Here is a 20,606-nt window from a genome sequence, read left to right as displayed (position 1 = left end):
TATCCAGATCAAGCGTTGCGGGCGTGGCCGTGCACCTTGCACGAGGCCTCGGACAGGATGGCCACGCACAATTCTGCATAGCTGATCCCCACGGCCTTCGCGGCCATGGGCACCAGGGAGTGGCCGGTCATGCCGGGCGAGGTATTCATTTCAAGCAGCCAGGGCCGGTTGTCGGCATCGAGGATGAAATCCGCGCGGCCCCAGCCCTCGCAGCCCAGCGTCTGATACGCCTTGACGGCAATCCGCGCGACTTCTTCAGCAACGTCCGCGGGCAAGGCGGCCGGGCAGAAATACTGCGTGTCGTCGGAGAAATACTTGTGTTCGTAGTCGTAGTTGCCGCCCGGCGCCGCGATCTCGATCACCGGCAGCGCGCGCGCCGCCTTGCCCGAGCCCAGCACGGCCACGGTCAGCTCGCGCCCAGTGATGAATTGCTCGGCCAGGACCTCGCTGTCGTACTGCGCGGCTGCGGCGTAGGCTTCCTTCATGTCTGAGTAGCCGACGACCTTGGTGATGCCCACGGTCGAGCCCTCATGCGGCGGCTTGATGATCAGCGGCAGTTGCAGGCGGTCGGGGACCAGGCGCAGTTCGGTATCGGCGTCCAGCACTTCAAAGTCGGGCGTGGGCAGGCCATGCTGCAGCCAGATGCGCTTGGTCATGGTCTTGTCCATGGCCAGTGCCGAGGCCATCGGGCCGCTGCCCGTGTAAGGAATGCCCAACAGTTCCAGCGCGCCCTGCAGGGTGCCGTCTTCGCCGTAACGGCCGTGCAGCGCGATGAACACACGGTCAAAGCCTTGATCGGCCAGTTCGGCAAGACTGCGCTCGCCGGTGTCGAACAGGTGCGCGTCCACGCCGGCGCTGGTCAGCGCCTCGTGCACGCCTTTGCCGGACATGAGCGAAACTTCACGTTCGGCGGACCGGCCGCCGTACAACACACCCACCTTGCCGAATTGCTTGCTCATGCCAGCTCTCCCACCTGGGCGGGGACCTTGCTGATCGAACCCGCCCCCATCACGATGACGACGTCGCCATCGCGCACGAAATCCACAACCGTCTGCGGCAGCTCCGCCACGTCTTCCACGAACACCGGCTCGACCTTGCCGGCCACGCGCAACGCGCGCGACAGGGCACGTCCGTCAGCGGCGACCAGCGGCGGTTCGCCAGCGGCATAGACCTCGGTCAGCAGGACGGCGTCAGCCGTGCCCAACACGCGCACGAAATCCTCGAAGCAATCGCGCGTCCGCGTGTAGCGGTGCGGCTGGAAGGCCAGCACGATGCGACGGTCGGGCCAGGCGCCGCGCGCCGCGGCCAGCGTTGCCGACATTTCGACCGGATGGTGGCCGTAATCGTCGATCACCGTGAACGTGCCGCCGCCGTGGTTGGCCGGCACCGGAAATTCGCCCGTCTGCGTGAAGCGGCGGCCCACGCCCTTGAACGCGCGCAGCGCCTCGCAGATGGCAGCGTCGGACACGCCCAGCTCGGTCGCCACGGCGATCGCGGCCAGCGCGTTGCGCACGTTATGCAGGCCGGGCAGATTCAGTTCGACGTTCAGGGGCGGCAACAGCGTGTCGCGGTGAGTGCGCTGCACGTTAAAGCGCATGCGCGTGCCGTCAGGCTGCACCTCATAGGCACGCACCTGCGCTTCCTCGTTCAGGCCGTAGGTCGTGATGGGACGCGACACGAACGGCATGATCTCGCGCACGTTCGCGTCGTCCGAGCACAGCACGGCGCTGCCATAGAACGGCAGGCGCTGCGTGAATTCGATGAACGCACTCTTGAGCCGCGCCACGTCGTGCCCGTAGGTGTCCATGTGATCGGCATCGATATTGGTCACGATGGCCATCACGGGCAGCAGGTTCAGGAACGAGGCGTCCGACTCGTCGGCCTCGACCACGATGTAGTCGCCCTGCCCCAGCCGCGCATTGGCGCCCGCCGAATTCAGGCGGCCGCCGATCACGAACGTGGGGTCCAGGTCGCCCGCCGCCAGCACGCTGGCGACCAGGCTGGTCGTGGTGGTCTTGCCGTGCGTGCCAGCCACGGCGATGCCGCGCTTCAAGCGCATCAGCTCGGCCAGCATGATGGCGCGCGGCACCACCGGAATACGCGCAGAGCGCGCCGCGATCACTTCGGGATTGTCGCCCGCCACCGCGGTGGAGGTGACGATGGCGCTGGCGCCCGTGACGTTGCTGGCGGCATGGCCGATCGCGATCTTCACGCCCAGGCCGGCCAGGCGGCGCGTCACCGCCGACTCGTTCAGGTCGGAACCGCTGATGTCGTAGCCCAGGTTCAGCAGCACTTCGGCAATGCCGCTCATGCCCGAACCGCCGATGCCTACAAAATGGATATGTTGAATTCTGTGTTTCATGATGAACGCCCCGCTGCTTGTTCACAGACGTCGGCGATATGGGCGGCCGCGTCGGGACGCGCATGCGCGCGGGCCCGGACGGCGACAGCCTCGAGTTCTTGTCGGGTGCGCTGGCTCAGCCAGTCCGCCAGCCACTCGGGCGTCAGGGCGGTCTGCGGCTGCAGCCAGGCGGCCTGCGCGTCGCTCAGGAAGCGCGCGTTGGCAGTCTGGTGGTCATCGATGGCGTGGGGGAACGGCACGAACAGCGCCGCGACGCCGGCGGCCGCCACTTCGGACACCGTCATGGCGCCTGCGCGGCAGATGAGCAGATCGGCGTCGGCCATGGCGCCCGCCATGTCGTCGATGAAAGCGCGGCAATCGGCCTGCACACCCGCCTGGGCGTAGGCCTGTTGCAGCGCCGGCAAATGTTGTTCACCGGCCTGGTGGACGACCGTCGGCCGGTTCTCGAGCGGCAGACGCGCCAACGCCTGCGGCACGGTGGTGTTCAAGGCTTGCGCCCCCAGGCTGCCGCCCACCACCAGCACGCGCAGCGGACCGGTGCGGCCGGCATAGCGTTCGGCGGGATCCGGCAAGGCGCACAGGTCGGCGCGCACCGGGTTGCCCATGGCTTCGCCCTTGGGCAGCACGCCAGGAAATCCGCTCAGCACACGGCGCGACATCTTCGCCAAGCACTTGTTGGCGGTGCCGGCGACGGCATTCTGTTCGTGCACGACCAGCGGCGTGCCGCGCAGCGCCGCGATCACGCCGCCCGGAAATGCCACGTAACCGCCCATGCCCAACACCACGTCAGGACGCACGTCGGACAGCCGCGACCACGCTTGCGCGAACGCGCGCAGCAGCAGGAACGGCAGCTTCAGCAACGCGGACGCGCCCTTGCCGCGCACGCCCTGGAAGCGCAACGGCACCAGTTCAATGCCGCGCGGCGGCACGAGGCGGCCTTCCATCTTTTCGGGATTGCCCAGCCACAGCACGCGCCAGCCGCGTTCGCGCAGCACGTCGGCCACGGCGAGACCCGGCATGATATGACCGCCGGTGCCACCGGCCATGATCAGGATCGTGCGAGCGGCGGTCATACCCGTCCCCCGCGCATCATGATGCGGTTTTCCACGTCGACCCGGATCAGCATCGCCAGCGCGCACAGGTTCATCACCACGCCCGAACCGCCGTAGCTCATCAGGGGCAGCGTCAGGCCCTTGGTGGGCAGCAGGCCCAGGCACACGCCCATGTTGATGAACGACTGCACGCCGAACCACATGGCCACGCCGTGCGCGACCAGGCCGGCGAACGTGCGTTCCATGGCGATGGCCTGACGGCCGATGTCGAATCCGCGGTACACAATGATGGCGAACAGCGTGATCACCAGCATGACGCCGGCAAAGCCCAGTTCCTCGCCCACCACCGCCATCAGGAAGTCGGTGTGCGCCTCGGGCAGGTAATGCAATTTTTCCACGCTGGCGCCCAGGCCCACGCCGAACCATTCACCGCGCCCCAGCGCAATCAGCGAGTGCGACAGCTGGTACGCGCTGCCGTAGGCGTTGTCTTCGTTCCAGGGGTCCAGGTAGGCGAACAGCCGCGCACGACGCCACGGCGACAGCCAGATCAGCATCAGGAACGTGCCCACCAGCACGGCCAGCAGGCTGCTGAAATACTTGCCGTTGATGCCGCCCAGAAACAGGATGCCGATGGCAATGGCCACGATCACCATGAACGCGCCCAGGTCGGGCTCGAGAAGCAGCAGCATGCCGACGCCGGCCAGCGCGAACGCCATCGGCAGGAAGCCGCGGGCAAAGGCCTGCATGTGCTCCTGCTTGCGCACGGTGTAGTCGGCCGCGTAAAGCAAGGCGGCAAGCTTCATCAGCTCGGACGGCTGGAAATTCAGCGGACCCAGCGGGATCCAGCGGTGCGCGCCGTTGACTTCGCGGCCGATGCCCGGAATCAGCACCGCCACCAGCAACACCATCGTCACCACGAAAAGCGGCACGGCCAGACGCTGCCAGACCCGGATGGGGATCGACAGCACGATGGCGGCGCCGACCAGGCCCGCGCTGACGAACAGGCCGTGGCGGATCACGAAGTAATAGCGGCCATAGGACGCATAGCGCGGGCCGTCGGCCAGCGCGATCGATGCCGAATACACCATCAGCAGGCCGAGCAGCAGCAACGTCGACGCCGCGATCACGAGCGGCATGTCGAAGTTGCGCATGCGGGTACGGCCGGGCCGTACGGCATTGACGCTGGCGGTCAGGTCGGCGATCAGGCTCATTGCGCGGCCTCGGCGCCACGCGCCACGGAATTCGCCCAGGAGGCGGCGTTGCGGTTCATGCCACCTCTCCACGGTCGCGGGCCAGGTCTTCGACCTCTTCCACGAACACCTGCCCGCGATGCGGGTAATTGCGGAACATGTCCAGGCTGGCGCACGCCGGCGACAACAGCACGACGTCGCCCGGCTGCGCCAGTTCGGCCGCACCGCGCACGGCGTCGTGCAAGGTCTCGACAGTCAGGCACTTGACGCCGGTCGGCTCCAGCACGCGGCCAATCTCCGGGCCATCCAGGCCGATCAGCATCACCGCGCGCGCATGGCGTGAGACGACGGGAATCAACGGCGAAAAATCCTGGCCCTTGCCCTGGCCGCCGGCGATCAGCACCACGGGCTGGCCCAGGCCTTCCAGCGCGGCCACGGTGGCGCCCACGTTGGTGCCCTTGCTGTCATTGATGTAGTCCACGCCGCCAATGGTGCGCACGAAGGCGGCGCGATGCGGCTCGCCCGCGTAGTCGCGCAGCGCGCGCAGCATGGCGCCCCAGCCCAGATCCAGGCAGCGGGCAAGCTGCAACGCGGCCAGCGCGTTCAGTGCATTGTGGATGCCGCGGATGCGCAGTGCGTCCACGGGCATGAGGCGGCTCATACGGCCCTTGGCGCGCACCGGTTCGGGCGCGTCCTTCTTGCGCCGCGTGGGCGGCGCCGGCTCATCGAAATCGTTGGACTCGCAGGCCGTCAGCCACGCTACGCCCTGTCCCAGTTCAAGGCCCATGTCGCCCACCAGCTCAGGCACATCGCGGCCAAAGCTGCGCACGTTCATGGCGTTCAGCGACGACACCATATCAACGGTCAGCCGATCGTCGCGATTGACGATGGCGATGCGCGCCATCTTCAACAGGCGGCCCTTCGCATCGGCATAGGCCTGCATGCCGCCGTGCCAGTCCAGGTGATCCTGGGTCACGTTCAGCACGACGGCCGCATCGGCCATCAGCGTGCGCGTCGTTTCAAGCTGGAAGCTTGACAGTTCAAGCACCCACACCTGCGGCAGCGCGTCCGTGTCCAGCGCGTCCATCAGCGCGGACAGCGCCGCGGGGCTGATGTTGCCGGCAGCGATGACCGTCAGCCCGCTGGCTTCGACCAGTTGCCGCGTCAGCGCGGTGACGGTGGTCTTGCCATTGGTGCCGGTCACGGCCAGCAGACGCGGGCGATACTCGCGATCGGCGGCCAGATCCGCCAGTGCGCGGGCAAACAGTTCGATCTCGCCGACGATTTCAATGCCGCGGGCCTCGGCCTCGCGCAGCACGTCGGCGGCGGGCGCCTGCGTGGGCGCCAGACCCGGGCTCAACACGACCTGCGACACGCCATCCAGCAGATCGGTGGCAAACGACTCGTCGCAGCCCAGCCGGTATTCCACTTCGTTTTGCGCCAACGCTTCGCGCAGCGCGGCCAGGCCTCCCGGTTCCGCGCGCGTGTCGGCCACGCGCAAGCGGGCGCCCAGGCGGGCGCACCAGCGTGCGGCAGCGACGCCCGTCTCGCCCAATCCGAGGATCAGCACGAGCGGCGCGTCAGCGCGGGAGGATTCCATCATGTTCATCGCAACTTCAGCGTAGAGAGGCCAATCAGCACCAGCATCATGCTGATGATCCAGAAACGCACGACCACCTGGGTTTCCTTCCAGCCGCCCACTTCAAAGTGATGATGCAACGGGGCCATTCGGAAAATGCGTCGACCTGTTCCATAACGTCGCTTCGTGTACTTGAACCAGGTCACCTGGATCATCACGGAAAGCGTCTCGACGACGAACACGCCGCCCATGATGAACAGCACGATTTCCTGGCGCACGATGACCGCGATCGTGCCCAACGCACCGCCCAACGCAAGCGCGCCAACGTCGCCCATGAACACTTGCGCCGGATACGCGTTGAACCATAAAAATGCGAGCCCCGCGCCCCCGATCGCCGCGCACAGCACCATCAATTCCGATGCGCCGGGGATGTACGGAAACAGCAGGTACTTCGAATAGTCCACGCGACCGACCACGTAGGCGAAGATGCCCAGCGCGCTGCCGACCATCACGGTGGGCATGATGGCCAGGCCATCCAGGCCATCGGTCAGGTTCACGGCGTTGCTGGTGCCGACGATCACAGCCCAGGTCAGCGCCACGAAACCCAGCACGCCCAGCGGATAGCTCACGGTCTTGAAGAACGGGACGATCAGGTCGGCACGCGTCGGCAGCGCCATCGTGAAGCCGCTGCCCACCCACGCCTTGAACAGGGGCCAGAGTTCGGTGTTGGCGGGCGCGGACACCGCGAACGCCAGATACACCGCGGCCACCATGCCAATGGTGGCTTGCCAAAAGAATTTTTGACGCGCCGGCATGCCTTCGGGATCGCGATAGACCACCTTGCGGTAGTCGTCACGCCAGCCGATCCAGCCAAACCCGAAAGTCACCAGCAGCACGACCCACACGAAGCGATTCGTCCAATCCGCCCACAGCAAGGTGCTGATGGCGATGGAGATCAGGATCAACACGCCGCCCATGGTCGGCGTGCCGGTCTTGACCAGATGCGATTCGGGACCGTACGTGCGCACGGCCTGGCCGATCTTCATTTCGGTCAGCTTGCGGATGACGCGCGGACCGGCCACCAGGCCGATCACCAGCGCCGTCGCGCACGCCAACACGGCGCGCAGGGTGATGTATTCGAACACGCCCAGCGCGCGCACATCGTCGGAAAGCAGGCGGGCGATCTCAAGCAGCATGCTGCTCTCCCTGCCCTGCGGCTGCCGTACCGTCATTCAAAGAAAAAGCCGTCACTACCCGCTCCATGCGCATAAAGCGCGATCCTTTTACCAATACGCAGGACGGGCGCAAGCCGCGCAAGGCGGCAACGACTTCGTCTACCGATGCGCAGGCGTGCGCGCCAGCGCCGAATGCGGCAGCTGCCGCCCGGCTGGCTTCGCCTAGCGTGATGAATGCGTCGAGCCCATGCTCGCGCGCGTAATTGCCCACCTCGACGTGCATGGCGGGGCCGTTGTCCCCGACTTCGCCCATGTCGCCCAAGACCAGGACGCGCGTGCCGCCGATGCGCGCAAGCACGTCGATGGCTGCGCGGACCGAATCGGGGTTGGCATTGTAGGTGTCATCGATGAGCAACGTTCCGTCACCCATTCGCTTGTGCTGCATGCGGCCGGCCACCGGGCTGAATCCCGCCAGCGCACGCACCGCGATCTCGAGCGGCGCGCCCGCTGCAATGGCGCTGGCGATGGCGGCCAGCGCGTTGCGCAGGTTGTGCAATCCCGCCACCGGCAGCGTCAGATCGGCAACGCCGACCGGCGTCACGACACGGCAGCGCGTGGCGTCGACTTCCGCGATGATCTGTTCCGCATAGACGTCCAGGCCGGGCTGCAGGCCAAACCGCAGCACGCGGCGCGGCGCGGCCAACGCATCCCAGATGGCTGCGTAGGGCTCGTCTCCGGGATACACGGCGACGCCATCGGCCGGCAATGCGGCAATCGCGGCGCCGTTCTCATGCGCGACCGCTTCGACGGTGTGCATGAATTCCTGGTGCTCGCGCTGCGCGTTCGTGACCAGCGCCACGGTAGGCGCGGCAATGGCGGCAAGCTGCGCAATTTCACCGGGGTGGTTCATGCCCAGCTCGAACACGGCGGCGCGATGACCCGCGCGCAGGCGCAGCAAGGTCAGCGGCACGCCGATGTCGTTGTTCAGGTTGCCGGCCGTAGCCAGGCGCCCCGCGTCGCCCTGCCATTCGGCGAGCATCGCGGAGATCATTTCCTTGGTGGTCGTCTTGCCGTTGCTGCCGGTCACCGCCACCACGGGCAGCACGAACCGGGAACGCCAGGCGGCGCCGATGCGCGTCAGCGCCACGCGCGTATCGCCCACGACAAGCTGCGGCAGTCCGGCATCGGCAACCTGGTGCGCGACGAGCGCCGCGCAAGCGCCGCGCGAAGCTGCCTGATCCAGGTAGTCGTGCGCGTCGAAATTCTCGCCCACCAGCGCGACGAAGAGTTCGCCTTCGCCGATGCGGCGCGTATCGGTGGACACGCCGGGCGTCTGCTGCAGCAGCAGCGCCACGCGCGCCCATTCCCGATCGTCGAAAGGCAGCTTCTCGCCACCGATGTCCTGATAGGTTTCATGACCCTTGCCGGCAAGCAGCACCACGTCTTCCGGCGACGCCGCCCAGATGGTCTGCAAGATGGCGCGCGCGCGATCGACCTGCACGTCGGCATGCGCCGTTTCGGGCACGCCGGCCAGGATCTGCTGGACGATCGCCTCGGGCGATTCGGTGCGCGGGTTGTCGCTGGACACCACCACGTGGTCAGCCAGCTCCGCGGCAATGGCGCCCATCACCGGACGCTTGCCCGGATCGCGCTCACCGCCGCAGCCGAACAGGCAGATCAGGCGGCCGGAACGCGCCGTGGCCACGGCACGCAGCGCCAGCAGCGCACGGGACAACGCGTCCGGCGTGTGGGCGTAGTCCACCACCACCAGCGGACCGCGTGCCGTATGCGCTGGCAAGCTCACTGCCGGTTCCACGGTCTGCAAACGGCCATCGACGGGATCCGTCGCCGCCAGTTCACGCGCAATCTGCGCAAACGGCAGGCCCAGCTTGTACAGCACGCCCGCGACCAGCAGCAGGTTCGAAACGTTGTGCGCGCCCAAAAGGCGCGTCACGATCTGGGCTTCGCCATGCGGCGACACCAGCGTAAAGATCTGGCCTTGCGACGTTGCCTGCAGGTCCCGCGCACGCATGGCGGCCGGAATTTCAGGATCGTCGCTCAGGCTGTAACCCATCGGCGTCACGCCGTCCGGCAGGCTGGCCAGGATCCGCAGCCCGGCTTCATCGTCGGCGTTGATCACCGCGGCGGTCAGGCCAGGCCAGCGGAAGAGGCGCGCCTTGGCCGCTTCGTAGCGCTCCATCGTGACGTGATAGTCCAGATGGTCGCGCGTCAGATTCGTGAAGGCGGCCAGCGCCACGCGCACGCCATCCATGCGGCCCTGCTCGATGCCGATCGACGAGGCCTCCATGGCCACGGCCTTCGCGCCGGCGTCGCGCATCGCGGCCAGCGTGCGGTGCACAGTCAGCACATCCGGCGTCGTCAGGCTGCCGCCCCGCGTCTGGCCGTCGGGCAGCACGGCGCCCAGGGTGCCGATGGTGCCGCAAGCCTTGTCGTTGCGGCTCAGCGCGTGGGCAATCCACTGCACCGACGACGTCTTGCCGTTAGTGCCGGTCACCGCAACCACGGCCAGCGCCGCCGACGGACGGCCATACCAGGTGTCGCCCAGTTCGCCCAGCAGCGAGCGCAGGCCGGTCACCGCAAGCATGGGCGTGCCGGCCGACGCGGCTTGTACGGCATCGGTGGCAGGCGCTTCGAACAGCACGGCACTGGCGCCCAGCGCCAACGCCTTATCTACATAGAGCCGGCCGTCGCTCGACAGTCCCGGGCAAGCAACGAACACGTCGCCCGGCTCGATGTCGCGCGAGTCCAGCTTGAGATGCGCGGTCAACGACACGCGCTCATGCAACCACGCCACGGTCTCGGCAACCGTGGCGGCAGGGGAAGAGTGGAAGCCGTTGGCGCTCATCTGCCTGGCTCCTTGATACCAGCAACAATCGTGGATTCAAACGGTGCGTCGGGCCGCACCCCCATCAGCCTCAAGCTCCCCCCCACGATATGGGAGAACACGGGCGCGGCAATGGCGCCGCCGTAATAGCCGCCGATCGTCGGTTCGTCGATGGACACGGCCACCACGATCTTGGGATCCGACACCGGGGCAAAACCCACATACGAGCTGCGGTAACGTTGCGTGCTGTACTTGCCGTCCACGATCTTGCGCGCGGTGCCGCTCTTGCCCGCCACGCGGTAGCCCTGCACCTGCGCGGCCTTCGTGCCATCGGGGCCGGTGGCGGCCTCCAGCATGGCGCGCACCAGGGCGGTCGTCTTGGGCGTGTAGATCTTGACGCTGGTCGGATCGCTATCGCGCTTGACCAGCGTCAGCGACACCATGTCGCCGTTACGTGCAAAGACGGTATAGGCGCGCGCCACTTGCAGCAGCGACACGGACAGGCCGTAGCCGTAGGCCATCGTGGCCTTTTCGATCAAGCGCCAGCGTTCCCACGGACGCAGACGGCCGGGCGCGGCGCCGGGGAATCCCACTTGCGGCGCCTGGCCGAGACCCAATTCGGTGAAGCGATCCCACATTTCACGGGATTCCAGCTTCTCGGAGATCATCGTCATGCCGATGTTGCTGGACTTGCGCAGCACGCCCGCCACATCCAGCGTGCCGTTGCGGCTCACGTCGCTGATCGTGCTGCCCTGATACGTGAACCGGCCGTTGCCCGTCTCGAACTGCGTCGAGGTGCTGATGCGGCCCAGGTCCAGCGCCAGCGCTGCGGTAAAGGGCTTCATGATCGAGCCCGGCTCGAACGTATCCGTGATCGCCTGGTTGCGCAGGTTGGCGCCATGGAAGGTTTCGCGGTTGTTCGGATCGAAGGTCGGCACGTTGGCCAGCGCCAGGATCTCGCCCGTGTGCACATCCACCACCACGGCCGTCGCACCCTTGGCGCGGTGCTTGTCCATGGCGTCCTTCAGTTCCTTGAACACCAGGTACTGCAAGCGCGTGTCAATGGACAGGCGCAAGTCCCGGCCATCAACCGGCAACGTGACGGCCTGCACGTCTTCGATGACGCGGCCCAGCCGATCCTTGATGACACGGCGGCTTCCCGGTCGGCCCGACAACTGCTGGTTGAACGTCAGCTCGACGCCTTCCTGCCCCTGGTCCTCGACGCTATTGAAGCCCACCACGTGGGCCATCACGTCGCCGTCCGGGTAGTAGCGGCGGGTTTCGGGCTGCTGGTGCACGCCCGGCAAGCCCAGCTGTTTGATCTTGTCGGCCACGTCCATCGAGACCTGGCGCTTCAGGTACACGAAGTTCTTGTCCTCATCGACGAGGCGGCGGCGCAGATCGCCCGCCGGCGTGTCCAGCAGCTTGGCCAGCGAATCCAGCTGCGCGGGCGTGGCCTGCTTCACGTCTTCGGGAATCGCCCAGATGGCGCGCGCCGGCACACTCGATGCCAGCACCGCACCATTACGGTCCATGATCTTGCCGCGCGTGGCGGCCAGCGTCAGCGTGCGCTCGTAGCGGCGCTCGCCCTGCTGCTGCAGGAATTCCGTCGACAATCCTTGCAGGAACAGCGCGCGGCCGGCCAGCACGGTAAACCCGCCAAACAGCAGGATCAGCACCAGGCGGGCGCGCCACGTAGGCAAGCTTCCGCGCAGCACGGGATTGTCGAAGAAGGGCACGCGCTTCATTGCGTGCCTCCGGCGGCCGCGGGCACGGGCGCCTGATTCATATAGAGCGTACGGTCGGGGACGATGGGAATCATCTTCAGACCATCGCGCGCAATGGCGTCGACCCGCGCATTGCGGGCCAGCTCGGCGCGCTCAAGCTGCAGGCGCCGCCAGTTGGTTTCGAGGTCGCGCGCATGCGCCTGATCGCGGCCCAGCTCCACGAAGAGCTGGCGCGACTGATACCGGCTGGTGACCAGGGAAATGGCCGACAGCATCAGCAAAGCCGCAACGATCAGGTTGACGCGACCCATCAGCGGCGCCCTCCCTTGCCGCCACGCCGGGGCGGCGGGGCGAGGTCGCTGCCGGGCAGCGAACCGATCTTCACAAATGCAAAGCCGCCCTCGGCAGGCAGCGGCGTTTCCGTACGTTCAGCCGCGCGCAGGATGGCGGAACGGGCGCGGGCGTTGGTCGAGACTTCGTCGTCCTCGGCCACGACCTTGCCCAGGGATCGCACAACGGGTTGGGGCATTTCGCTTTCGCGCAGGGGCAGGCGTGCATGCGCAGCAGCCGGCCTGGCCGCCGCCGCGATGCACTGCTTGACCATGCGGTCTTCAAGTGAATGAAAGCTGATCACCGCCAACCTCCCCCCCGGGGCAAGCAGGTCTAAAGCTGACGCGAGGGTGCGCGCGAGCTCTTCGAGTTCCCGATTGATGTAAATCCGTAAAGCTTGAAAGGTGCGTGTGGCCGGATGTTGCCCCTTTTCGCGCGTGCGGACGGCGCTGGCGACGCACTCGGCAAGCTCGAGCGTGGTGCGCAGCGGCCTTGTTGCGCGGCGAGCAGCAATCGCCTTTGCAACCTGAAAAGCAAACCGTTCTTCGCCATAATCCGCTATGACCTCCCGCATCTCATCCACACTGGCTTGCGCCAGCCAATCCGCCACCGTGGGACCACGAGTGGTGTCCATCCGCATATCGAGCGGGCCGTCTCGCATGAACGAGAAACCGCGCTCGGCATCGTCGATCTGAGGCGACGAAACGCCCAGATCCAGCATCACGCCATCGACCTTGCCGATGCCGCGCTGCTGCAATTCTTCGGCCATGGTGGCAAAGCCCCCATGCACCACAGTGACCCGCGCATCCTCGGCCGCCAGCGCGTTGGCGACCGCAATGGCTTGCGGGTCCTTGTCAAACACGACCAGCCGGGCGTGCTTGCCCAACCGGCCAAGCAACTCGCGGCTGTGGCCGCCCCGGCCGAAAGTGCCGTCTACGAAGACGCCGCTTTCGATTCGCGTAGCCACATCCTGCCCATCCTGCGGCTGCGACCGTGCCGCACCCTTGCCGCCGAAACCGGGCAGCAAAAGCGCGTCCACCGTCGGCGCCAGGAGGACGGGCCGATGTTCGAATTCCATAACTCTTTCAGAACGAAAACTGGTTCAACACGTCCGGCATACCCTTGGCCAAGTCTTCAGCCTCTCGGCTGGCCAGGGTAGCGGCGTCCCACAGCTCGAAGTGAGAGCCCAGACCGAGCAGCATCACATCGCGCGTCATACCGGAAGCGTTGCGCAGTTCAGGAGCGATCAGGACCCGGCCGGAGCCGTCCAGTTCCACGTCCTGAGCGTTGCCCAGCAACAGCCGCTGCAGCGCGCGGGCCGTCATCGGAAAAGCGGCGATCTGCTCGCGCTTCTTTTCCCACTCCGGTCGCGGATACACCAGCAGACAGCCGTCGGGATGGCGGGTCAGGGTCAGCCGGCCTTCGGCCTGCGACATGAGCGCGTCACGATGCCGGGTCGGAATGGAGATCCGTCCCTTGGCATCCAGCGTGAGCGCGCTGCTTCCCTGAAACACCACATTTACCCCACTTAATTGCACAATTTCCTACTATTTCCCACTCTACGGTATGGGAAAGGGGCGGTCAAGCGAGCGGTTGCAATTTTTTCAATCACAACAAGGACTTAGATCAACTTGTAAATTCGCAAAAAGAAAAACCTCCCAATAAATCAGGAGGTTGCGACATACTCTAAAAGTCCTACTTAAGAAGTAGCGCCTAACGATTGCGGTTTACCGCCTGGGGCTGGGTCGATCCTTCCGGTTGGCGAGGCTTCCCGCCAGATGGGCGACACTGGAAGAGGCAATCAACTGGCGCGGTGGGCGCCAGACGGCCGCGCAGCCTCGTCCAGATCCGCGCGCGCCGGGAAAATCAGTGCAAGACGGGTCTATAGGCCGGATTCTGTACACCAGGTTGCCCTGGCGGACGATCATTCCTCTGCGCGGATCATTGCTGAGCCGCTCTAGCCATCTACCCGCATGCTCGGACGGAGCCGCCCTTCACGGCCGTGAGGCCGCACGCATGCCTATTTGATGTTGCTCCGGATAGAGGTTGCCGCGTTTCACCCTGCGATGCCGCCGCCCGTTGCCGGACGGCGCAATACGGAGATGGCCGTATCAGTGCACGCATAGCGCGCCCGCGCCGCAGTCTCGTCTCTGTGGTCCTATTCCTCAGCCATGCCCGAAGACACGACCGGACGGCCGTTAGCCGTTACCCTGCCCTGTGGAGTCCGGACCTTCCTCGATGAGCTTGCACCCACCGCGATCGTCCGACCCATCTTGCAGTGCGTATTCTATTACAGCCGTCCGCTCTGTCCCCAGGGCGCCCGCAAGAACCTCGGGGCGGGTTCCTGCGACAATACGCGCTGATCCGCTTAGATGCCGCAGACACCAACACTACATGGCCCTCGAAACTCTCATCACCCTGACCGACGTCCAGCTCGCATATGGGCACCATCCACTGCTGGACCATGCCGACTTCGCCATCCAGTCCGGCGAGCGCATCGGCCTTATCGGCCGCAACGGCGCAGGGAAGTCCTCGCTCCTCAGACTGCTCGACGGCCGCACGCAGCCCGACGACGGCGCAATTGCGCGCAGCTCGAGTCTGCGAGTGGCCACCGTCGAACAGGAACCCGAGCTCGACGACAACGCCACTGTCTTTGACGTCGTATGCAATGCAGATGGCGACCACGAAGACTGGCAGCGCCCCTCGCGCGCGCGCGCCGTCATCGAAAAGCTGGGCCTGCCCGCCGACGTGCAGATCGCCGGCCTGTCCGGCGGCACGCGTAAGCGCGTCGCGCTTGCCCGCGCCCTGATCGACGAGCCGGATCTGTTGCTGCTAGACGAGCCCACCAACCATCTGGACTTCGAAGGCATCGCCTGGCTGGAAGACATGCTGCGCGCCTGGAAAGGCGCCGCAGTCATCATCACCCACGATCGCCGGTTCCTGGACGCCGTCACCACTCGCATCGTCGAACTCGATCGCGGACGCCTCCTGAGCTTCCCGGGCAACTTCTCGCAGTGGCAGGAGCGCAAGGCCCAATGGCTCGAGTCCGAAAGGCTCGAGCAGGCGCGTTTCGACAAACTGCTGGCACAGGAAGAAGTCTGGATCCGCAAGGGCGTGGAAGCCCGCCGCACCCGCAATGAAGGCCGGGTGCGTCGCCTGGAAAGCCTGCGCGTGCAGCGCGCCGAACGCCGCGAGCGCGTGGGCAATGTGTCGCTGGCGCTGGCCGAAGGCCAACGCTCCGGCAAACTCGTGGCCGAACTCGATCACGTCAGCAAGCGCTTCGGCGACAAGATCGTAGTCGACGACTATTCCACAACCCTTCTGCGCGGCGACCGCATCGGCATCATCGGCCCCAACGGCGCAGGCAAGACCACACTGCTCAAGCTCATCCTGGGTGAACTGCAGCCCGATAGCGGCACGACGCGCCTGGGCACCAACGTCGCCGTCGCCTACTTCGACCAGATGCGCGCGCAGCTCGACGAAAACGCTTCGCTCGTCGACATCATCAGTCCGGGGAGCGAATGGGTCGAGATCGGCGGCGTGCGCAAGCATGTGATGACCTACCTGGGCGATTTTCTCTTCTCGCCGGCGCGCGCCGGATCACCGGTGCGCAGCCTGTCCGGCGGCGAACGCGCGCGCCTGCTGCTGGCGCGGCTCTTTGCCCGGCCGGCCAACGTGCTGGTGCTGGACGAGCCCACCAACGATCTGGACATCGAAACGCTGGAGTTGCTGGAAGAACTGCTGCAGGAATACGCAGGCACCGTGCTGCTCGTCAGCCACGATCGCGCCTTCCTCAACAACGTGGTCACGCAGACGATCGCCTACGAAGGCGACAGCCACTGGCGCGATTACGTGGGCGGCTACGACGAATGGGTCGCACAGCGCCCGGCGCCTGTCGCTCCGCAGGCTGAGGCCGACAAGGCCGCGAAACCCGCCGACGACGGCGCCGCACGAGCAAAGGCGGCGCGGCCCAAGCCTGCGAAGGCTGGCAAGATCAACGCCTGGGACCTGCGCGAACTCGAAGGCCTGCCGGACGCGATTGCCGCGCTCGAAGCGAAGCAAGCTGAATTGGCCGGCCAACTTGCTGACGGCAGCCTCTACCGCGATGCGCCGGCCGAGGTCGACCGCATCAACGGCGAACTCGCCAAGCTCGAAACTGAACTCGAAGAGAAGTTTGCGCGCTGGGAACTGCTGGAAGCGCGGCGCGATGGCACGCTTTGACGTGACTGCTATATATAGATAGTCCGCGCGGCGGAAAAAAGGGGTGAACGGCACAGCCGCTCACCCCTTTTTCATTTGCATGCGGCGCCAGCCGCGATCGTCCTCAGACGTGAGCGCGCCACTCCAGCGCCTCGCCCGCCGCCAGCGGGACCAGCGTCGCGTTGCCGAACGCCAACTCTTCCGGCACCTGATAGGTCTCGCGCGACAGCGTCAACGTGCCGGTATTGCGAGGCAGACCGTAGAAGTCGGGGCCATGGAAGCTGGCAAACCCTTCCAGCTTGTCGAGCTTGCCGGCCGCCTCGAACGCGGTCGCATAAAGCTCCATGGCATGCAATGCGGTGTAGCAGCCAGCACAGCCGCAGGCATGTTCCTTCAGACCGCGCGCGTGCGGCGCGCTATCCGTGCCCAGGAAAAAACGCGGGCTGCCGCTGGTCGCCGCCTCGACCAGCGCAAGACGGTGCGTCTCGCGCTTCAAAATCGGCAGGCAATACCAGTGGGGCCGCACGCCGCCCTGGAAGATGGCATTGCGGTTGTAGAGCATGTGCTGCGGTGTGATCGTCGCGGCAATCGGACCTTCCGCATCGCGAACGTACTCCGCGCCTTCCTTGGTCGTGATGTGTTCGAACACGACCTTCAGGGCGGGGAAGGCGCGCCGCAACGGCTTCATCACACGCTCCACGAAAATGGCTTCGCGATCGAACACGTCAATCGACGGATCCGTCACTTCGCCATGCACCAACAGCGGCATACCGCATTTCTGCAGGGCTTCCAGCGCCTTCGTGCATTTGCCCAGCAGATCGGTCACGCCCGCGTCCGAGTTGGTCGTGGCGCCAGCGGGATACAGCTTGACGGCGTAGACATGGCCCGACTCATGCGCGCGCACAATCTCTTCAGCGGGCGTGTTGTCGGTCAGGTACAGCGTCATCAGGGGCGTGAACGAAGCCGGATTGACGCCCGACTTGCCAAGCGCTTCCAGGATGCGGCCTCGATAGGCCAAAGCCTGTTCCGTCGTCGTGACCGGCGGCTTCAGGTTCGGCATGATGATTGCGCGCGCGAACTGGCGCGCCGTATCGCCGACCACGGCTTCAAGCGCCGCGCCATCGCGCAAATGCAGATGCCAGTCGTCAGGGCGGGTGATGGTGAGTTGAGTCGTGCTTTGAGTAGACATGGAAGGCTTCTTAATCTGCCAGCGGCATGCCCCGTTCAGCAAGCGCGCAGAACATCGCACTGCCCAGGGGTATGACGGCATCGTTGAAATCGAAATGCGGGTTGTGCAGCAGGCAACCGGAATCGGCGCCGCCTTGGCCAAGACGGAAGTAGGCGCCCGGCTTGGCCTGCAACATGAATGAAAAGTCTTCGGAACCCATCGAGGGTACCAGGTCGCGCACCACGTTTTCCTTGCCGATCATCTCAGTCGCGATGTCGGCCACCAGGTTGGCGTGCTGCGGCGTATTCAGCGTCGCAGGGTAGATGCGCTCGTACACCACTTCAGCGGTGCCGCCAAAAGCGCCGGCGATGGCATTCACCAGCTCGCGCATCCGAATCTCGACCATCTCCTGCACGGACTTGCGAAACGTGCGCACCGTGCCCACCATGCGCGCCTCGCGCGGAATCACGCTCATCGCGCCCGGATGCCCGGCCTGCACCGACCCGATCGACAGCACCGCCGAATCCAGCGGATTCACATTGCGCGATACGATGGTCTGCAACGCGGTGATGATCTGACCCGCGATCGTTACCGGATCGATCGTCTGATAGGGATGCGCACCGTGACCGCCCCGCCCCGTGATCAGGATCTCGAAGCGATCGGCCGCCGCCATCATCGGTCCGGGGTTGATGCCGATCGTGCCAGGTTTGAGGCCCGGCCAGTTGTGCAAGGCATAGATCGCATCGCAAGGGAACGTGTCGAACAAACCGTCTTCCAGCATGGCGCGCGCACCGCCGCGTCCTTCTTCGGCCGGCTGGAAAATCAACACCGCCGTGCCGTCGAAGTTGCGGGTCTGCGCCAGGTACTTCGCCGCGCCGATCAGCACTGCGGTATGACCATCGTGCCCGCATCCGTGCATCAGTCCCGGCTTGGTCGACTTGTGGCCGAACGTGTTGTCTTCCGTCATGGGCAGCGCGTCCATGTCGGCCCGCAATCCAATCATGCGGCCGCTGTCGCAGCGCTTGCCGCGGATCACGCCCACCACGCCCGTCTTACCGATACCGCGGTGCACTTCGATGCCCAACGCTTCCAGCGCACCCGCGACGATGCCGGACGTTCTGACCTCTTCAAAACCGAGTTCTGGATGGGCATGCAAATCGCGCCGGAGCGCCGTCAATTCGTCATGAAAAAGCCGAATCGATTCCAACGGAGAACGTGCGTACATAGGACGTTACAGAATGACGTGAGAGAGGGGACAGTCGGTGCATTTTAGTTGCTACAGAGGATAAATGCCTTTGTCTTTACTGTAGAGACACGTTATGCTCCGGCCGCAGGACAATTTTTCCAACAGCCAGAGAAGGAGCGCCGCATTATGGCCACAACCTCCAAACCCGCGACCGCGCGCAAGCCGAACGCTGCATTCATGAAGCCGCTGACCCCCAGCGCCGAATTGGCCGCTGTCATCGGCTCGGAAGCCGTGCCGCGTACCGAGGTCACCAAGAAGATCTGGGAATACATCAAGAAGCACAACCTGCAAGATGCCAGCAACAAGCGCAACATCAACGCCGATGCCAAGCTGCGCCCGATCTTCGGCAAGGATCAGGTCACGATGTTCGAACTGACCAAACTGGTCAACGCACATCTGAAGTAAGCAGGCAAAGGGCGTACGGCGTACGTCCCTGCCTTTGGATTGTCGCGACGCCCTGGCTTACGGCCGGGCGAGCTCGACGCCACCAAGCAAGCCCCCTCCTCGCAGTTCCCCATTGCCACGTCCGTGGACATCCCCGCCCGATTTCAATAGCGACGCTCTCGCCTGATCGTCAGCGCTGGTGCGCCTTTGCAAGCCGACAAGCTGCATGCTCACGCACTTCAATGGCCCCTCCGGCACACGCGACGTCGATAGGCGCACGCGCCGCCTCTGAATGCGTCCTGCGCGTCGCACTCAACTAAATCGAAGCTCAGCGCCCCGCTCCTAAACAAGGCGCCCGCCCGCGTCCTTTCCAATTCCATTGAGTGCACACGCGAGCCAAGAACCATCCGCGCGCATGTTCTCCTGCGTCACACGAGGCGCATGCAAAAAGGCCGGCATCAATGCCGGCCTTTCCGAGGGTACAACCTGGACTCAGGCGTAAGACGTGGGCGCAGTGCCTTCCAGCAGCGACAGCCAACCGCGTATCAGGCGATACAGCACCCACACAATGGTTGCCGCCACGCCGATCCAGCCGATGAAGATGAGCGTCGCGATCCCACTGATGGCAAGCCACAGCAACGCCCACCAGAACGTACGCAGCAGCCAGTCGAAATGGCCGGCGTAGACGGTGCCGGCCGCGTCAGACCGCTTGAGGTACATGAGCACAACAGCCGCGATCGTGGCAATGCCCAGAAATCCACTCGTCAGAAAGCCCAAGGCATACAAGCCATAGGCCACGTGGGTCAACGTGCGAAGGTCCAATGTCGTACCGGGCACGGGGGTCTGGGGATCACTCACGATAACGCTCCAACGAATTGACTCGAACAATCTTACCGCACAAAGCCACCCCGCCCACGCGCGTTGTTATTTGGGCACATTCAGCATTGGCGCGGCTTGCAGGCCAGTGACGCACCAAAGACAAAGCCCCACCGGGTACCGGTGGGGCTTTGAGGATAAGAGCTTGACGATGACCTACTTTCACAGACGTCCGTCCACTATCATCGGCGCAAAGGCGTTTCACTGTCCTGTTCGGGATGGGAAGGAGTGGTACCACCTTGCCATGGTCGTCAAGCGTAGCTGCTTGAGCAATTGACACCAGGGTCAATCGTTCGAATCTTGGGTCTTACGAATCTTGGGTCTTACTTAAGTGCCGCTTTGACACTGTTGGGCACTACGGTTTACTGCAATGGGACCTGGCGCCTACAGCCGCGGAAGGGTTCGCGCCAATCGCGCAATCAACCTCCAGCGCAACGGCCTGGTCTCTCACTAAAGACAAAACCCCGCAGGC

The 20,606-nt window shown here is 65.2% G+C and carries 16 protein-coding genes, 1 rRNA gene and 1 other RNA gene; 2 read left to right on the top strand and 16 right to left on the bottom strand.

Features of this window, described 5'->3' with window-relative positions; all coding sequences use genetic code 11:
* Nucleotides 1–8: 8 nt before the first annotated feature.
* From AC6CIE_RS25515 to rnpB, 12 genes are all read right to left on the bottom strand, one after another.
* The gene (locus AC6CIE_RS25515) at nucleotides 9–959 is read right to left on the bottom strand and encodes a D-alanine--D-alanine ligase (protein WP_175139415.1); all 951 of its coding nucleotides are present in this window, start codon (nucleotides 957–959) and stop codon (nucleotides 9–11) included.
* On the bottom strand, nucleotides 956–2,362 hold the full coding sequence (gene murC / locus AC6CIE_RS25510; RefSeq protein ID WP_175125638.1) for a UDP-N-acetylmuramate--L-alanine ligase: 1,407 nt from the start codon (nucleotides 2,360–2,362) through the stop codon (nucleotides 956–958). Before murC ends, AC6CIE_RS25515 begins: the two co-directional genes overlap by 4 nt.
* The gene (gene murG / locus AC6CIE_RS25505) at nucleotides 2,359–3,435 is read right to left on the bottom strand and encodes an undecaprenyldiphospho-muramoylpentapeptide beta-N-acetylglucosaminyltransferase (RefSeq protein ID WP_218345029.1); all 1,077 of its coding nucleotides are present in this window, start codon (nucleotides 3,433–3,435) and stop codon (nucleotides 2,359–2,361) included. Before murG ends, murC begins: the two co-directional genes overlap by 4 nt.
* Complete coding sequence (gene ftsW, locus AC6CIE_RS25500; RefSeq protein WP_175139416.1) at nucleotides 3,432–4,625, bottom strand: putative lipid II flippase FtsW; 1,194 nt, start codon at nucleotides 4,623–4,625, stop codon at nucleotides 3,432–3,434. The genes murG and ftsW overlap by 4 nt, the downstream gene beginning before the upstream one ends.
* A gap of 55 nt (nucleotides 4,626–4,680) precedes the next feature.
* Complete coding sequence (gene murD / locus AC6CIE_RS25495; protein ID WP_498094534.1) at nucleotides 4,681–6,213, bottom strand: UDP-N-acetylmuramoyl-L-alanine--D-glutamate ligase; 1,533 nt, start codon at nucleotides 6,211–6,213, stop codon at nucleotides 4,681–4,683.
* Nucleotides 6,210–7,379, bottom strand: a complete 1,170-nt coding sequence (mraY, locus tag AC6CIE_RS25490) for a phospho-N-acetylmuramoyl-pentapeptide-transferase (RefSeq protein ID WP_105237357.1) — start codon at nucleotides 7,377–7,379, stop codon at nucleotides 6,210–6,212. Before mraY ends, murD begins: the two co-directional genes overlap by 4 nt.
* Nucleotides 7,369–10,224 (bottom strand): bifunctional UDP-N-acetylmuramoyl-L-alanyl-D-glutamate--2,6-diaminopimelate ligase MurE/UDP-N-acetylmuramoyl-tripeptide--D-alanyl-D-alanine ligase MurF, encoded by a 2,856-nt coding sequence (murF, locus tag AC6CIE_RS25485; protein WP_498094532.1) that lies wholly within the window; start codon nucleotides 10,222–10,224, stop codon nucleotides 7,369–7,371. Before murF ends, mraY begins: the two co-directional genes overlap by 11 nt.
* On the bottom strand, nucleotides 10,221–11,951 hold the full coding sequence (locus AC6CIE_RS25480; protein ID WP_175125648.1) for a peptidoglycan D,D-transpeptidase FtsI family protein: 1,731 nt from the start codon (nucleotides 11,949–11,951) through the stop codon (nucleotides 10,221–10,223). Before AC6CIE_RS25480 ends, murF begins: the two co-directional genes overlap by 4 nt.
* A complete protein-coding gene (gene ftsL, locus AC6CIE_RS25475) occupies nucleotides 11,948–12,241 on the bottom strand; it encodes a cell division protein FtsL (RefSeq protein ID WP_056569320.1) in 294 nt (97 codons plus the stop codon). Before ftsL ends, AC6CIE_RS25480 begins: the two co-directional genes overlap by 4 nt.
* The gene (gene rsmH, locus AC6CIE_RS25470; RefSeq protein ID WP_175139419.1) at nucleotides 12,241–13,338 is read right to left on the bottom strand and encodes a 16S rRNA (cytosine(1402)-N(4))-methyltransferase RsmH; all 1,098 of its coding nucleotides are present in this window, start codon (nucleotides 13,336–13,338) and stop codon (nucleotides 12,241–12,243) included. The genes ftsL and rsmH overlap by 1 nt, the downstream gene beginning before the upstream one ends.
* 7 nt (nucleotides 13,339–13,345) lie before the next feature.
* Complete coding sequence (gene mraZ, locus AC6CIE_RS25465; RefSeq protein ID WP_056322651.1) at nucleotides 13,346–13,774, bottom strand: division/cell wall cluster transcriptional repressor MraZ; 429 nt, start codon at nucleotides 13,772–13,774, stop codon at nucleotides 13,346–13,348.
* A gap of 355 nt (nucleotides 13,775–14,129) precedes the next feature.
* Nucleotides 14,130–14,535: RNase P RNA component class A (gene rnpB / locus AC6CIE_RS25460), an RNA gene on the bottom strand.
* 119 nt (nucleotides 14,536–14,654) lie between these two features.
* Here rnpB and AC6CIE_RS25455 point away from each other — a divergent pair.
* The gene (locus AC6CIE_RS25455; RefSeq protein ID WP_498094530.1) at nucleotides 14,655–16,481 is read left to right on the top strand and encodes an ATP-binding cassette domain-containing protein; all 1,827 of its coding nucleotides are present in this window, start codon (nucleotides 14,655–14,657) and stop codon (nucleotides 16,479–16,481) included.
* Between the two features lie 103 nt (nucleotides 16,482–16,584).
* On the opposite strand, the gene pyrC is transcribed toward AC6CIE_RS25455, so the two are convergent.
* Nucleotides 16,585–17,664 carry a dihydroorotase gene (gene pyrC / locus AC6CIE_RS25450; protein WP_498094649.1) on the bottom strand — a complete coding sequence of 360 codons (1,080 nt, stop codon included), beginning with the start codon at nucleotides 17,662–17,664 and terminating at the stop codon, nucleotides 16,585–16,587.
* Nucleotides 17,660–18,853 (bottom strand): M20 aminoacylase family protein, encoded by a 1,194-nt coding sequence (locus tag AC6CIE_RS25445; protein WP_498094528.1) that lies wholly within the window; start codon nucleotides 18,851–18,853, stop codon nucleotides 17,660–17,662. The genes pyrC and AC6CIE_RS25445 overlap by 5 nt, the downstream gene beginning before the upstream one ends.
* Nucleotides 18,854–19,000: 147 nt before the next feature.
* Between AC6CIE_RS25445 and AC6CIE_RS25440 the strand changes: the two genes are divergently transcribed.
* A complete protein-coding gene (locus AC6CIE_RS25440; RefSeq protein WP_006217453.1) occupies nucleotides 19,001–19,279 on the top strand; it encodes an SWIB/MDM2 domain-containing protein in 279 nt (92 codons plus the stop codon).
* Nucleotides 19,280–19,750: 471 nt separating this feature from the next.
* Here AC6CIE_RS25440 and AC6CIE_RS25435 read toward each other — a convergent pair whose 3' ends face one another.
* Both AC6CIE_RS25435 and rrf read right to left on the bottom strand, forming a co-directional pair.
* Nucleotides 19,751–20,116, bottom strand: a complete 366-nt coding sequence (locus AC6CIE_RS25435) for a DUF4870 family protein (RefSeq protein ID WP_056569333.1) — start codon at nucleotides 20,114–20,116, stop codon at nucleotides 19,751–19,753.
* Nucleotides 20,117–20,277: 161 nt separating this feature from the next.
* Nucleotides 20,278–20,390: ribosomal RNA gene (rrf, locus tag AC6CIE_RS25430) — 5S ribosomal RNA — on the bottom strand.
* Between the last annotated feature and the right edge of the window lie 216 nt (nucleotides 20,391–20,606).

This window comes from Achromobacter sp. GQ309 (assembly GCF_059759315.1).
This window is presented reverse-complemented; position numbering and strand designations above follow the sequence as displayed.